The 15,492-nt window shown below is 38.5% G+C and carries 12 protein-coding genes; 10 read left to right on the top strand and 2 right to left on the bottom strand.

The window, feature by feature from the left end; genetic code table 11:
* Window positions 1-18: 18 nt before the first annotated feature.
* On the bottom strand, window positions 19-1,329 hold the full coding sequence (locus RDV78_06700) for an ATP-binding protein (GenBank protein ID MDS1030179.1): 1,311 nt from the start codon (window positions 1,327-1,329) through the stop codon (window positions 19-21).
* 110 nt (window positions 1,330-1,439) lie between these two features.
* Complete coding sequence (locus RDV78_06705) at window positions 1,440-2,105, bottom strand: response regulator transcription factor (GenBank protein MDS1030180.1); 666 nt, start codon at window positions 2,103-2,105, stop codon at window positions 1,440-1,442.
* A gap of 170 nt (window positions 2,106-2,275) precedes the next feature.
* Between RDV78_06705 and RDV78_06710 the strand changes: the two genes are divergently transcribed.
* From RDV78_06710 to RDV78_06755, 10 genes are all read left to right on the top strand, one after another.
* Window positions 2,276-3,256 carry a glycosyltransferase family 4 protein gene (locus RDV78_06710; protein ID MDS1030181.1) on the top strand — a complete coding sequence of 327 codons (981 nt, stop codon included), beginning with the start codon at window positions 2,276-2,278 and terminating at the stop codon, window positions 3,254-3,256.
* 12 nt (window positions 3,257-3,268) lie between these two features.
* Window positions 3,269-4,147, top strand: a complete 879-nt coding sequence (locus RDV78_06715; GenBank protein ID MDS1030182.1) for a glycosyltransferase — start codon at window positions 3,269-3,271, stop codon at window positions 4,145-4,147.
* A gap of 53 nt (window positions 4,148-4,200) precedes the next feature.
* Complete coding sequence (murJ, locus tag RDV78_06720; GenBank protein ID MDS1030183.1) at window positions 4,201-5,763, top strand: murein biosynthesis integral membrane protein MurJ; 1,563 nt, start codon at window positions 4,201-4,203, stop codon at window positions 5,761-5,763.
* 183 nt (window positions 5,764-5,946) lie between these two features.
* On the top strand, window positions 5,947-6,585 hold the full coding sequence (locus RDV78_06725; GenBank protein ID MDS1030184.1) for a corrinoid protein: 639 nt from the start codon (window positions 5,947-5,949) through the stop codon (window positions 6,583-6,585).
* 120 nt (window positions 6,586-6,705) lie between these two features.
* The gene (locus RDV78_06730; GenBank protein ID MDS1030185.1) at window positions 6,706-8,664 is read left to right on the top strand and encodes a hydantoinase/oxoprolinase family protein; all 1,959 of its coding nucleotides are present in this window, start codon (window positions 6,706-6,708) and stop codon (window positions 8,662-8,664) included.
* A 54-nt stretch (window positions 8,665-8,718) separates the two neighbouring features.
* A complete protein-coding gene (locus RDV78_06735; GenBank protein ID MDS1030186.1) occupies window positions 8,719-9,522 on the top strand; it encodes a methyltetrahydrofolate cobalamin methyltransferase in 804 nt (267 codons plus the stop codon).
* A gap of 516 nt (window positions 9,523-10,038) precedes the next feature.
* Complete coding sequence (locus RDV78_06740) at window positions 10,039-11,418, top strand: methyltransferase MtaB domain-containing protein (protein ID MDS1030187.1); 1,380 nt, start codon at window positions 10,039-10,041, stop codon at window positions 11,416-11,418.
* Between the two features lie 101 nt (window positions 11,419-11,519).
* Entirely contained in the window at window positions 11,520-12,830 is a 1,311-nt protein-coding gene (locus RDV78_06745; protein MDS1030188.1) for a PocR ligand-binding domain-containing protein, read from the top strand.
* Between the two features lie 21 nt (window positions 12,831-12,851).
* The gene (locus RDV78_06750; GenBank protein ID MDS1030189.1) at window positions 12,852-13,487 is read left to right on the top strand and encodes a cobalamin-dependent protein; all 636 of its coding nucleotides are present in this window, start codon (window positions 12,852-12,854) and stop codon (window positions 13,485-13,487) included.
* 161 nt (window positions 13,488-13,648) lie between these two features.
* Complete coding sequence (locus RDV78_06755; protein MDS1030190.1) at window positions 13,649-15,478, top strand: ASKHA domain-containing protein; 1,830 nt, start codon at window positions 13,649-13,651, stop codon at window positions 15,476-15,478.
* Window positions 15,479-15,492: the final 14 nt, after the last annotated feature.

Here is a 15,492-nt window from a genome sequence, read left to right on the forward strand (position 1 = left end):
CTTAAAAAATACTGTAAATTACACAAAAATATAAAAAAATTTAATGGTAAAAGTAGAGCCTATCCCTAATTGGCTGCTGACTTTAATGTCAGCAGCGTGGACTTCTGTAATCCATTTAGCGATAGCTAAACCTAAGCCTGTTCCTTCTTGGCTGCGGGCTTTATTCCCTCGGTAAAAACGTTCAAAAATGTGGGGTAAATCTTCAGCTGCAATACCAGATCCCGTATCTTTGATCTTAAAAACAACAGATTGGGGTTCCTTGGTAAAAGAAAAAGTAACTGTTCCTTGAGGAGGGGTAAATTTAAAAGCGTTGTCTAGTAAAATTAAAAAAAGTTGCCGTAAATAATCTGTGTTCCCTAGAATTTTAACTCCATGAAGTTCTTCCGGATCATCATAAATAAAATTGACCTCCTTTTTTAATAAACTTCCTTGACGTAAAACTTCCCGTAAGAAAGGGGTAAGTGCAATAGGCTCTTTTTCCGGAAGTTGACCAGCTTCTGCCCTGGCTAAAGCCAATAAATCGTTGACTAGACGGGACATCCTTTCTGCTTCGCTTCTAATATCAGCCAAACACTCCTGCCTAAGTGCGGAACTGTTTTCTCCTATTTTTTCTAATAATTCCACATTTCCGCGAATAGTAGTCAATGGAGTGCGCAATTCATGAGATGCATCAGCTAAAAACCTTTTTTGCATTACATAAGAATTTTCTAATTTTTCATAGGCAGTTTGCAGCCTTGCCAGCATAGTATTAAAAGTTTGAACTAGCCTGCCTACTTCATCGGAAGGACCATTGTACTGTACTCGGTGGCTTAAATCCTGGTGTTCTCCAATTGAACCAGCTTCTTCGGTAACTTTTTCTATGGGACGGAGGGCAGATCTTGCTAGAAACCAGCCTGCGCTGGCTGCCGCCATAATTGCCAAGGTAAGACAGGTTAGTAAAATTAAACGTAGGTTAGTTAAAGTTTGTACACTTGAATTTAGAGTGCGCGCTACCTGTAAAATACCTACCAACTCTGCATCTAAAAAAATGGGCTGGTTATAGATTCTAAGCCGGACGTTTTTATAAGAGTATGTTTTAAAAGAAAGCTCTTTTCGGCCTGCGGAAGTAATTGTTTGCAAGTCAATGGGTAAAAATTGACCTCCCAAATTACTGGAGCGGGCTATATTACGACCATAACGGTCTACCACTTGTACGTAAACATCGGGAGAGGCAAAAACATCTATATCAGGTAAAATTACTTTTTGCAGAGCATGATTTTCGGTGTCGATAATTTTAATTGAATTAAAGACTTCAACAGCCTTAGCTGTTAATGATTTGTCTATTTCCATGTAAAGGGTATGCTTTAAATAAAAGTAGATCCAGGTTCCAAACAGTGCAAAGCTAGCGCTTAAAATAACTGTATAAAGTATGGTTAGACGCAAGCGTAAGGACAAGTGCTTCACTCCCTTAGGGTATATCCAATACCTCTAACAGTATGGATTAATCTAGTTTCTTTGTTAGCTTCTAATTTTTGGCGCAAGTAGCCGATGAAAACTTCTAAGACATTGGATTCCCCGTTATAGTCAATGCCCCAAACCTCATCCATCAAAGTATCCCTAGTAAGAATTTGCCGGGGATGGCGTAAAAAAATTGCTAGCAGATCAAATTCTTTATTAGTTAGGCTGATTTTCCTTTCCCCCCTTTGAACTTCTCTGGTTTCAAGGTTAAGGCTCAGATCAGAGTACTCTAAGATTTTGGCAGTATCTTTCCCGGAACGCCTAAAAAGTGCTTTTATCCGAGCTAGCAGTTCTTCTAAGGCAAAGGGTTTAACTAAATAATCGTCTGCGCCTACATTTAGACCCTTAACTCGGTCTTTAATTTCATCTTTAGCAGTTAGCATTAAAATAGGGACGGAGCTAAAAGAACGTATTTCTTCACATATTTTAAAACCGTCCATCCCTGGCAGCATTAAATCTAAAATGATTAAATCGGCCTGGCCTTTTTGGGCTTCCTTTAGTCCGGAAAATCCATCATAAGCCACGGATACCTGATAACCTTCATATTCTAAACTACGGCGCAAAAAAGCAGTTATTTTAGCGTCATCATCAACAACTAGAATATGCATAATTCCACCTCAGTTTTGAAAAAACTTTTGTGCTATTCTTGCTTTTATTCTACCTAAGATCAAAATTTCTTCAATGTTAAAGAAAACTAATTTTAGCTCTTAAGCTCAATTCTTAAACTCCCTTCATATAGTATAGTATTGAACTTAGGTTTTAGGAAGGTGCTGCTCTAATGAAAATAGCAATGATTTCCACGAATCTGCTTAGAACTCCGCCGGTGATGTACGGAGGCGCAGAAAAGGTTATTAGTTTACTTACAGAGGAGTTAGTAAAAAGGGGGCATGAAGTAACTTTGTTTGCTACGGGAGATTCCTTAACTTCCGCCCACCTGAATTATTTGTATGAAAAGCCGGACTGGTCCTGGGAGAAGGAAACCAAATTTGCCCAATATGCTTTTGCCAATTGTAAGGAATTCGATCTGGTGCATAACAATTCTTATCCAGGTTTGGAAATGGCTCAATTTTGCCCCGTACCAACAGTTACAACAATGCATAGCTTATCAGCTCATTACAAGAAATATAGGGATAATATGTATATTGCCATTAGCTCAAGGCAACGGTTCCTTTTTCGGGAATTAAGAAAGGTTCGAGTGATTCATCATGGACTAGATGTTAATCAGTATCCATTTTCAAGTGATTGCGACAATTACCTGGTTTGGGTTGGGCGCATCTGCTGGGAAAAAGGAGTCCATCATGCTGTCCAAGGGGCAAGAAAGTACGGCCTGCCTTTAAAATTAATTGGCCCAATTGCAGACGAAGATTATTTTAGTCAAAAGATAAAGCCCTATTTAGGCGGAAAAATAGAATACCTAGGTGAAATGGGTGAAAGCAAAAATCAGATTGTAAAAAAAGCTAAATGTTTTTTAATGCCTATTGAGTGGGAAGAACCCTTCGGCTTAGTAATTATTGAAGCAATGGCTTGTGGAACGCCGGTTATCGCATTTAATAGAGGAGCAGTCATGGAACTAATTGACCATGGAAGGACAGGATTCATTGTTACTTGTCCCGAAGAAATGTTTCAGGCAGTGGAAAATATTGACCAAATAGATCGGTTAAATTGCCGGCAGCATGTAATGAAGAATTTTTCCATTGAAAAAATGGCTTCAGACCATGAGAAGGCTTACCTTGATATTTTAAAAGGAAAATTTAGATAAGGAGTTGGGCAAATGGCAAGATTTCTTCCGCAAGATCTTTCCGTAGTAATACCGAGTAAAAATGAAAAGGATCTTAAAAACACTTTATTATCTTTACGCTCTGCTAAATTTGGCGAAAAGGTGGAATTAATTGTTGTTGATGATGGTTCCACCGATGGCAGTTGCAAAGATTTGTTTTGTATAGAACCCAGTGTCCACATTCTTACTACTTCAGGTAAAGGAGTTTCTTATGCTAGAAATTTAGGGGCAAGAGCAGCCCGGGGTAAAATATTAGTTTTTTGCGATGCTAACTTAATTGCCCTACCTAACTTGTTTGAAGAAATACTTAAAGCTTTTGAAAATGAGCAGATTCTTGTTCAGGCACCTTATATTAGTGACATAGCAAACCCTGATGCTGCCGGCTTTGGAATGACATTAAACCAAAATTTAGAGGGAGTATGGCTGGGGAGATGTGATGATTTAACCCCGGTACCAATTTTACCTTCAACCTGTTTGGCCTTACACAGCGATATTTACTGGCAAGTAGGAGGCTTTGATGAAGGATTTAAAATTTTAGGACACGAGGATGTGGAACTATCTATCCGCCTTTGGCTGTGTGGGCATACATTATATCTAAATCCTTTTACGGGAATTAAACACCTTTTTCGAGCTCTGAAACCCTATTACTTTAGCCGTGAACATTATGTGTATAACATTATCCGCCTGGCCTGCTTACATTTTAATACTGCCAGAATTACTAAAACTTTAAATTTGTATGCAAACAATGCCTACCTAAATAGATTGGTTAGCGAAACTATGCTTAGCGATGTTTGGCAAACTAGAGAGAAGTATCAGCAGCTAAAAAAATACGATGATAATTGGTACGTGGAAAAGTTTAAAATCCCTTTTTAAGGTGATATAATAAAATATCACAAATGTTTAGAATTTTAAGTGCGAGGTAAACTATGTCCGGTAAATCTGTTTTTAAAGCTGCTGGAATAATTATGGTGATTATGGTTGCTTCCCGGGTAATTGGTTTTGTCCGGGATGTTATTATTTATAGTCAATTTGGACAAAACCGCATTACTGATGCGTACAATGCTGCTTTTTCTATTCCCGATGTATTGTACATGCTGTTAGTGGGCGGAGCCCTAAGCTCCGCCTTTATACCTGTTTTCTCCAAATATATAAGCACCAAACAGGAAAAAGAAGGCTGGGAAGTGGCCAATATAGTTCTTAACCTAGTAATGATTTTGATGTTAATTGGTATTGGAGTAGGCTATATTTACACTCGACCTCTAATTTTGTTGCTTGTACCGGGTTTTAACCAGGAAGCTCTTGAGCTGACGGTGAAGCTAACGAGAATCATGTTTTGGCAGGCTTTTTTTATGGCCATAAATGGCGTAACCTTTGGTATTTTAAATGCGTATAAGATTTTCATTATACCTACCTTAGGTACGATTCTTTATAACTTAGCAATTATTGTGGTCGGGCTGATTTGGAGCCCCAAATATGGTATTGCTGCTTTTTCCGTGGGAGTTGTAATAGGTGCTTTTTTAAATTTCGCTATCCAAATACCGGATTTACGACGGATTGGGTATCGCTACCGTTTCATTCTAAAACTAAATCACCCAGGGCTAAAAAATATTCTAGGTTTAATGCTGCCTATCTTAATTGGATTATCTATTGGACAAGTTAATTTATTTATTAACCAAAATTTAGCTTCTGCTTTACCGGCGGGAATTGTGGCGGCTTTACATACAGGGCAGCGTTTAATGCAAGTTCCCATTGGCATATTTGCTATTGCCATAGCTATGACAATTTTTCCAACTCTGACTGAGCAATCTGCCAATCACAAAATGGCTGAATTTAAACAAACGGCCAACTTAGGCATTCGGTCAGTTATTTTTATCACCTTACCTGCAGCTGCAGGTTTAATTGCTCTGAGTGTGCCTACGATTCGCCTTTTATTTGAACAAGGCAAATTTACCCATGCCGACACACTAGTAACTTCCGTGGCGCTGAACTTTTATTCAATTGGCATATTTGCCCAATCGGCTTTGCAAGTCTTAAATCGTATATTTTATGCACTGCAGGATACTATATCTCCAGTGGTAATAGGAGCATTTTCCATAATTATCAATATTGCTGGAAGTATTATTCTGATTCGTTATTTAGGCCACGGAGGCATAGCTCTTGCTTATTCCTCGGCTGGAATTTTTAACCTTGTACTACTTTTATGGTGGTTAAAACGAAAATTGGGCAAGATAGATGGAAAAAGAATTATTTTATCCTTTTTACAAAGCTTAACAGCTTCTTGTCTGATGGGGGCAGCAGTTTATTATACTGCATTGGCTATGGATCAAATACTAGATATGTCAATTAAACTGAATCAGTTGGTGCAGGTGACTTTAAGCATCTTGGTAGGCGCAGCAGTGTACGCGGTTATTGCTGCTATTTTAAAGAATGAAGAAACCCAAATGGTTTTAGGGGTTTTAAAACGTAAGTTTAAAAAAGGGAAAAAGTAGCTGAATAGAAAAGTACCATAAATGATAGGATGTTACCTAGGAACTTTTTGATGAAAGAAAGAATCTATACCAAGAAAACGGTTTGAACTATAACATCTTAGAGCATTCTAGATCATCATAGGTGCTGACAAAAGTAGTAGTTTACTGTATTAAAGACAAAAAATAAAAATTAGGGGGTATTTTATTATGGCATTTGAAGAAATGTCCCAAGCCGTAATCAGTGGTGATGAAGCAAAGGTTAAAGAATTAGTTAACAGTGCAGTTAACGCTAAAGAAAGCCCATTGGCAATTATTAATGATGGTTTAATCGCTGGTATGAACGTAGTAGGTGCTCGTTTTAAAGAAGGAGATATGTTCGTTCCTGAAGTATTAATGGCTGCTAAAGCTATGGCTGCCGGCGTTGATATTGTTAAACCTTTACTTGGCGCTGATGATATGCCTTCCGCTGGTACTGTGGTATTAGGTACTGTTAAAGGTGACTTACACGATATCGGTAAAAACTTAGTTGCTATGATGATGGAAAGCGGCGGCTTGAACGTTATCAACGTAGGAATTGACGTTGCTCCTGAAACATTTATCGAAGCTGTTAAAGCTAACAATGCTCAAATTGTTGCTATGTCAGCTCTCTTAACTACTACTATGCCTGCTATGAAAGATACAATTGAAGCTTTCCAAGAAGCTGGCTTGAGAGACAAAGTTAAGATTATTGTTGGTGGTGCTCCTATATCACAAGAGTTCGCTGATCAAATCGGTGCTGACGGATATGCTCCTGACGCTGCATCCGCTACCGATCTTGTTAAAAAATTAATTTCCGAAATGTAATTAAGTTTTAACAATTTACGTTTTTGTTCTTAAACATAAAGCTGCCTGCAATTGTAGGCAGCTTCTTGTCAGAATATAGGTATTTACATAGAACTAGATTTATTGCCGGGAGGAACTGCTATGCCTTTAGCTCTAGGAATAGATACAGGCGGAACATATACTGATGGCATTGTTATCGATTTAGAGCAACGCAAAATTTTTGCTAAAGCAAAGGCTTTAACAACCAGGCAAGATTTGGCAGTAGGTATCCGGAACTGTATTAATTCTTTGCAGATAGAACAAGAAACCATAAAAATGGTAGCGATTTCTACAACTTTGGCTACTAATTCCATCGTTGAGGGACATGGAGCCGAGGTAGGCTTGATTTTAATTGGCAGCGACCCTATTAAAAATTTACCTGTCAAAAATTTCGCCGTAATTCCTGGGGGACATGATACTAAAGGCAGGGAAATGAGCAGCCTTGATTTAACGATGGCTAAAAGTGCCATTGAGCGGTTTAAAGGCAAGGTAAGCGCTGTGGCTGTTTCAGGCTATTTCAGTGTACGCAATCCAGAGCATGAATTGCAAGTCCGGGAACTTATTCGAGATGTATTGAGTGTTCCTGTGGTTTGTGCCCATGAACTAACAACTGCCCTGGGCTTCCATGAACGTACCGTTACTGCTGCTTTAAACGCTTGCCTAATCTCAGTTATTGCTGAATTGCTTGAAGCTGTAGAAAAAGTACTTTTTGAGGCCGGTATCAAAGCCCCTGTCATGATTGTTAAAGGCGATGGTACCTTAATGAGCGAAAACATTGCTAGAGTAAGACCCATTGAAACGATTCTTTCTGGGCCGGCAGCTAGCATTATAGGTGCTACTTTTTTAACAGGTCAAAAAGATGCATTAGTATTAGACATGGGTGGTACCACGACAGATATTGCCATCTTACATTCTGGAGTGCCTCACATTAATCGAGAAGGTGCTTTGGTGGGCGGGTGGCTGACTAGGGTTAGGTCGGCTGAAATTAATACTTATGGCGTAGGCGGCGATAGTTATTTACAAATTACAAAAGACGGAAAAATTAAGGTTGGTCCTGAAAGGGTGCTGCCTTTAGCAGTCCTAGCGGCTGAATATCCTTATTTATTAGAACAATTACAAAAGCATCAAGGACGTAAAAGTGAATTGCTAACTGCTGAGCCTACGGATTGTTATCTTCTGCTTAAAGATACCGAGTTAGAAAATTTGACTTTCTTAGAAAAGGAAGTTCTTAAATACTTGCATAAGGGACCTGCATCTTTAATTACAATGGCCGGTGCCATAGGTGAGGATCCTAATTTGTTTAACTTAAAAAGGTTGGTTAATGCTGGCATAATAGCTAAAGCATCCCTGACTCCAACTGATATTTTACATGCTAGAGGTACATACTCAGAATGGAATGAAAAAGCGGCTATTGCTGGGTCCAAGCTTTTAGCTAAAAGGATGGGCAAATCCTTGGAGGAATTTTTAGACTTTGCTATGGAAAGTATCATTAACGAGTTATGCTTTACAATATTGCAGAGCGTAGCCAATTTTGAAGGAAATGCAATTTTGCTAAAAGAAAGCCAGGGGGCTGAGTATTTTTTGAATAAGTTTTTGCGGCCAAAAGCCCAAAAATTTGCCGAATGCCAGTATAAAATGAAATTACCAATTGTCGCCATAGGAGCACCAATTGGTGCATACTTACCTCAGGTATCGGAAAAATTAAATGCTGAGCTTATTATTCCTGAATCTGCTGAAGTTGCTAACGCCATAGGAGCGGCAGCTGGGCAGGTTATGGAAACAGTTAAGGTATTAATTAGGGAAGGCTTCGGTCAATATCTTCTTTTTGCTCCATGGGGACGAGAAAAATTTAAGAGTTTAGATGAAGCTAAAACCTATGCTTTAGACGCTGCCCAAAAATTTGCTTTGGATTTGGCGGAAAAAGCAGGTTCCAAGCAGACGGAAATTTTAGTTTCTCTAGAAGACATTTATGCTAATTCCAACGTTTGCTTTGAACAGCGAGTCTATATTGAAACTAAAATTGAAGTAAATGCTGTTGGAAGTCCTGGATGGAATGATTGACAAATCTAGTTAAGGCTGTAAAATGAATATATAATAATTAAGGAGGAATGTAACATGCCTATTATTGTAGGAGAATTAATTAATTCCAGTAGAAAAGCAATTAAACCTGCTGTAGAAGCCAGAGACAAAGCTTTCATTCAAGATTTAGCTCAAAAACAAGTTGATGCAGGTGCAGACTATGTTGATGTAAACTGTGGTACTATGGTTTTCAACGAAGAAGAAACAATGCAATGGTTAGTTGAAACTATTCAAGAAAAAGTTCAAGCTCCATTATGTATTGACAGCCCCAACCCTAAAGCTTTAGAAGTTGGTTTGTCTCTGTGCAAATATGGACAGCCTATGATTAACTCTATCTCTGATGAAAAAGAAAGATACGACGCAGTTCTTCCTTTAGTTTTAAAATATAAAGCAAAAATCGCCGGCCTGTTAATGGATGACGAAATTGGTATGCCTGATACAGCTGAGCAACGTGTTACGATTGCTAGAAGTTTAATTAAAAAATTAACTGATGCTGGTGTACCTGAAGACGATATTTACTTAGATCCATTAGTAAAACCTATTAGCGCTGTTACTAATGCAGGTATGGAAGTATTAGATGCTATTTATCAAATTAGAAAAGAGTTCCCAAAAGTTCATGGTATCTGCGGTTTAAGTAATATCTCTTACGGTCTGCCTAACAGAGCGAAATTAAACCAAGCATTCATGGTTCAAACCATGGCAAGAGGCATGGATGGCTACATCTTAGATCCACTGGATAAAGCTATGATGGGCTACTATTATGCTTCTATCGCATTACTTGGACAAGACGAGTACTGCATGGGCTACTTAAAAGCTCACCGTAATGGACTTTACGACTAAAATTAACTCTATTTTAAAGCAAAACCCCCAGGCTAAAACTCGGGGGTTTTTAGTTTGTCCGGCATGTTTGCTGAGCCGATGAACTGAAAGAACCCTATCGCCTAACCGGCAGGAAGATAACTCGTAAGCAAGGGCGTCACTGGTAACTGTGGGGTCTGAAGGAAGCCGAAGGGGGAACTTGGAACATAGTGCAAGCAAACCGAGGTTGGCTAGTCAGGGGGTAACTTTACTCGATTTTTTGACGTACAAGTTTAACTTGTTGACTTGTAAAATGCTCTGCTATCTTATAAAATAATATGTGAAATAGTAAAAATAGTGATATATAAGACAAAAAAATCCGTAGGAGATTAAATGGGTAATGGTGAAGTATATACACAGTTCAAACACATAGTTCAAACCGTTTCAAAAAACCGTTTTTCATCTTTTAAAAATGTCCAAGGGGTGAAAGGAGGCAGAATAAACCGGAAATTTGGCAATATTCTGAAAAAAGGATTAAATTATAAGGAGGAATATATAATGGGCAAACAAGTTTTCAATGAGGTAGCTTATAACAGTTTAGATGAATTTATTTATGGTAAAGCAAAAAAACCTGTTACAACCAAAAGCGGTATGGTAATCGGTGGAGGAACTGTTTATCCAGAAATTAACTTTACTCTTCCTACAATGCCTATAAATGAAAGTACATTACCTCAAGCTTACAAACACTATGATGAAATGATTAAAGGCATCTGTGAAAAAGCTCACGAACTAGATGCACCTGGTATCGTAGCTGAAATTGAACTTCTTCCGAACTTCACGTTTAATCCTAAATGGGGTATTGAAGTAAATAAAATCGTTAAAAATGTAATGTTAGAATACCAAGAAAAATATGGTTTAAAAACTGCTGTAAGAATTACCCCTGTTGATATAAGAGAAGGCAGAGACTTAGTCCATATGTATCATGGCAAACATTGGGATGCAGTTATGGAAACATTCCAAGGCTGTGCTGAAGACGGAGCTGACTTATTAGCTATCGAGTCAATCGGTGGTAAACACCTCCATGACGATGCTTCCATGATGTGCGACCTGCCTAAAGCATTATTCTCATTAGGCGTTGTTGGTGTTAAAGATATGGAAATTCTCTGGACAAATATAGTTAAGATAGCTGAAGAAACTGGCCAAATTGCTGCTGGTGATACAGCTTGCGGTTTCGGTAACACATCAATGGTACTTGCAAACAGAAACATGATTCCTAAAGTTTTTTCAGCCGTTGATAGAGTTATGTGCGCTGTTCGTACTTTGGTAGCAGTTGAAGTTGGCGCTAAAGGACCTGACAAAGACTGCGGTTACGAAGGTGTTTATATTAAAGCAATTACTGGTACACCAATCTCCATGGAAGGAAGAACCAGTGCTTGCGCTCACTCCAGTACTGTAGGAAACATCGTTGGCGGTATGTGCGACCTGTGGAGTAATGAATCAGTAGCTAATACTCGTCTCTTAGGCGGCATGGCTCCGACAGTTTATACAGAACAACTTATTTACGACTGCAGATTGTTTAATACAGCTTCAGAACTCGGAAAAGCAATTGAATTAAGAGATATTTTTGTTGAGTCCGATAGCAAATATGATCCACATGCTTACATTATGAATCCTAAAGTAGTACTTGACTTAAGTAAACAAATTGTTAAAGGTAAAACTGCATTTGAAAGAACAAAAATTGCAGCAGCTGCTACAATAGATGTATTACGTAAAGGATATAAAGCTGGTGAATTATTACTTGCAGATCGTGAAGTTAAATACTTAGACGTTTTAGAAAAACAATTAGCTGGTGTTCCTGATGACGAAGAAAAATTCACTGAGACTATGATTAAAAATAATACCACAGCAGCTTTTGATCCTGCACAATATGATATGTAAGTTCGAAAAGTATCCTAAATTAAATTAGTTTGAAGTATGTTATAATTTACTCAATTAAAATTTAAGTAAAGATGAGAGCAGACCCAGGCGGAGGTGCGAAGATGGACCGGAAATTAGAAACCCCTTGGTTGGGGAAATCAGTTGAAAAAACTGTTTTAGAGAAGTTGTTATGCTCCTTTTCTAAATTAACCGGTCTAAAGGCTTTGTTAGTAGACTCTGAAGGCAATACTCTTGTATCTACCGAACACGAGGTTACGGACTGTGCTTTCTGCCAGATTATTAAATCTGACAGGCTAGGTAGGGAAAAATGCAAGAGGTCTTATGCCCGAGCTGGCAGAGAAGCAACGAAATATGGTGAACCGTACATATTTCGTTGCCATGCCGGTTTGATTGCCTGGGCTGCTCCTATTTTACTAGAAGAATATGCCGGCGCTATTATTTGTGGGCAAGTGCTCATGTGGGACCCGGAAGATTACTTTTTAGATGAAATACAAGAAATGGTTAAAGGGTTAAATGTTGATTTGCATGCCGTAAAAAAAGCGGCAGTTACACTTGATGTTATGCCTAGCGATAAAGTGCAAGCCGCATCGGACTTATTATTTGTTGTGGCTAACCAAATAATGCATAGAGGTGTGGAAGCACTGGAACAGCGTAAGAAAATTGCTTCTCACCAAGCGATTCTAGGGGAAACTATTCAGGATAAGAAAAAGCTATTGTCTGTAACACATAAACTGCCTGTGCCAATTAAGCGACTGGAAAAGTATTCGTTGAATAACGAATACGAGCTTATGGCTAAGGTTAGAAATGCTGAAAGAAAAGCAGCTGAGGAACTTTTAGATAGTTTGCTGGTTAATATCATCGAAAAAAATTTTGGTCAAATAGATTCTGTTAAAGCTAGAGTTATGGAAATTTTAGTCATGATTTCAAGAGCCGCCGTAGATGGCGGAATAAGCTTCGATGAAGTTGAACGATTGAATTGTGAAATATATGAGCAGTTGTACAAAAAAGAAAATACTGAAGAAATTTGTTTTTGGACTAAAAGTGTATTGAATACTTTAATAGATAACGTTGAAAAATCCCGAGGCTTCAAAAGCTATAAGGTTGTGCAGAAAGCTGCTGAATATATCAGAAATAATTTTCATACTAAAATGACCCTTAATTCAGTTGCTGAAGCAATTCATTTAAGTCCTTGCTACCTTAGCAGAATTTTCAAACAAACTTATGGCTGTACATTAATGGAGTATCTTACACACATTAGACTTGAAAATGCTAAATTAATGTTGCGCAGCTCGGATTATAATATAATGCAGATTGCTTTGCAAAATGGCTTTGAAGATGCTAGCTATTTTGCCAGAGTTTTTAAAAAAATGGAAGGCATTTCTCCGAGCCAATATAAACAGAAAGCACAGTAACATGAGGGAAGTGCAAAGCAGATGAAAGAAGACTTAAGGGATATAATTGAGGCTCTGGAGAAAGGTCAGGCAAATAAAGTTAAAATGCTGACTGAATTTGCTCTTGAAAATGGTCTTAAGCCGAGCCAAATATTAGATCACGCCCTGTTGCTGGGGATGCATGCCGTCAGTGAAAAGTTTCGCAATAATAAAATTTATATTTCTGATATAATTATTATATCTCGTGCTATGCATGCGGGGCTACACGTTTTAAGGCCTTACCTTTCTGACGCTAGACATTCCTACCGGGGCAAAGTAGTGATTGGCACTGTGGCCGGAGATTTACACGATATAGGTAAAAATATTATCATAATGATGCTGCAGAGCATGGGTTTAGATGTAATAGATTTAGGCGTTGATGTTTATCCTGAGGATTTTGCCAATGCTATGATTGAGCATCGACCTGATATGCTGGCTATGTCTGCAATGCTAACAACTACTTTAAATGAGGTGGCAGTAACCATTAAGGAACTGGAAAAAAGGAAACTAAGAAGCAATGTTAAGATTATTATTGGCGGAGGGCCTGTTACTGAAAATTTTAGAGTAGCTGTTGGTGCTGACGCTTTTGCTTATGACGCATCTGAAGTTCTTGATGTGGTTTCCGACTTATTGTCGTAATATTTGCGAAACTTATTTGCCTTAAGGATTAAATAAATTGAAATTGCTATTTCTTTATCAACAAATTTTGCCTGAGCTAAAAAGTTTACGGCCAAAGAAGATAGAAGTATAATGTAAATAGGTTTAAATGTTAGGTAATTTAAGGCAAAGGGGTCTTAGATATGAAAAATTACAAGCTAAGGGTTCTACCGGCTGATGTAGAGTTATCGGTGCCTGAAGGGTATACTATAATGAAAGCCTTAATTGAAGCTGGAATTTACGTTGAAGGGACTTGTGGAGGACGCGGTACCTGTGGGAAATGTAAAGTTGATGTTATGGACGTACCCTATCAAGAGTTTGATCTGGAAAAAGCTGAGCAAATCCCTAAACAAGCAAAATTATCTTGCCGCTACGAAGTTAAAAATGATTTAGTTATTACTGTTCCTAAGGCTGCAATAGATGATGCACGTAAAAGTTTGTTGCAAAAGAAACACTATGGCGATGTACGGAACAACCGTGTACAAAAAATATTTATGCAGATGCCAAAGCCCAATTTGGAAGATCCATGCTCAGATCAGGAACGATTAAGCAAAATTCTGGAAGACAATATAATTCCTCCAAAGACTTTAGCTGTTATGCATCAAATGGCAGAAGTGCCGAAAAAGAGCAAGTATGAAATTACATTGGTAACTCGATACGGTCAAATCATAGCAATAGAGCCCGGTGATACAAGCAAAGAGCTATATGGAATAGCCTTCGATATTGGTACAACCACATTAGTTGGCTCTTTAATTAATCTTTTAACAGGTGAAATCTTGGCTACCCATTCGGAAGCCAATCCCCAAAGGGTATTTGGAGCAGACGTTATTGCTCGGATATCTTATGCTGAAACTGAAGCTACAGGCCTAAAGACCTTACAAGGCAAAGTAATTGCTGCCTTAAATGGTATTATTGATAAGCTCACCTCGGATGCTGGCGTTCCTAAAGAAAAAATTTATGAGACCACAGTTGTAGGAAATTCAACAATGACTCACTTGTTACTAGGGATTAATCCTTCTTCTTTGGCTCATGCCCCATATCTTCCCGTTTTTAAAGAAGTAGAAGATATTCCGGCACAAGAGCTGGGATTGGAAATTAATAAGGCTGGTTACTGTATTGTAGTACCTAACATTGCTGGTTTTGTAGGTGCAGATACAGTTGGAGTTATTCTGTCTACAGGGATAGACAAGGGGGATAAGATTAGGCTGGCAATTGATATTGGCACAAATGGCGAACTTGTATTAGGTTCTCAGGAAAAAGGGCTGGTTTCATGCTCTACAGCAGCAGGCCCTGCCTTTGAAGGTGCACAAATTCGTTTTGGAATGAGGGCTGCACCTGGTGCTATTGAAAGAGTAGATATAGAAAACGATGTAGTTGTTCAGACTATTAATGGGCTTCCGGCAATAGGTATCTGCGGATCCGGCTTGATTGATGTTGTGGCCGAAATGGTCAAAACAGGGGTTATAGATGCCGGCGGCCGTATTGCAGACCCAGCAGGAGCAACTAATTTACCTCCTAAATTAAGAGAGCGGCTGGTAAAAGGCTCCAACGGTTTTGATTTTATTTTGGTTTATAAAGAGGATACAGGTTTAGACGAGGATCTGTTAATTACCCAAAGGGATATTAGGGAGTTGCAGCTAGCTAAAGGAGCAATTTTTGCTGGCATTGAGATTTTAAGGCAGGAATTGGGTGTAGACGAAGGCGAAATTGAAGAGGTGCTTTTGGCAGGGGCCTTTGGAACGTATATTCGAAAGGAAAGTGCCTGGAGAATTGGTTTAGTGCCAAATATGCCACTTGAAAAAGTTAAAGCAGTTGGAAATGCTGCCGGCTTAGGATCTCAGCTAGTATTAGTATCTGAGGAAGAACGTAAGGCAGCAAGGAAGATTGCAGAAAATGTTCGCTACATTGAACTTGCTGCACGTTTAGATTTCCAAGATCTTTTTGTTCAAGCACTTCGTTTCCCGCAATACTAAGTTCCAAGAAAAAT

This window comes from Bacillota bacterium LX-D, assembly GCA_031628995.1.
GTDB lineage: Bacteria > Bacillota > DUOV01 > DUOV01 > Zhaonellaceae > JAVLUO01.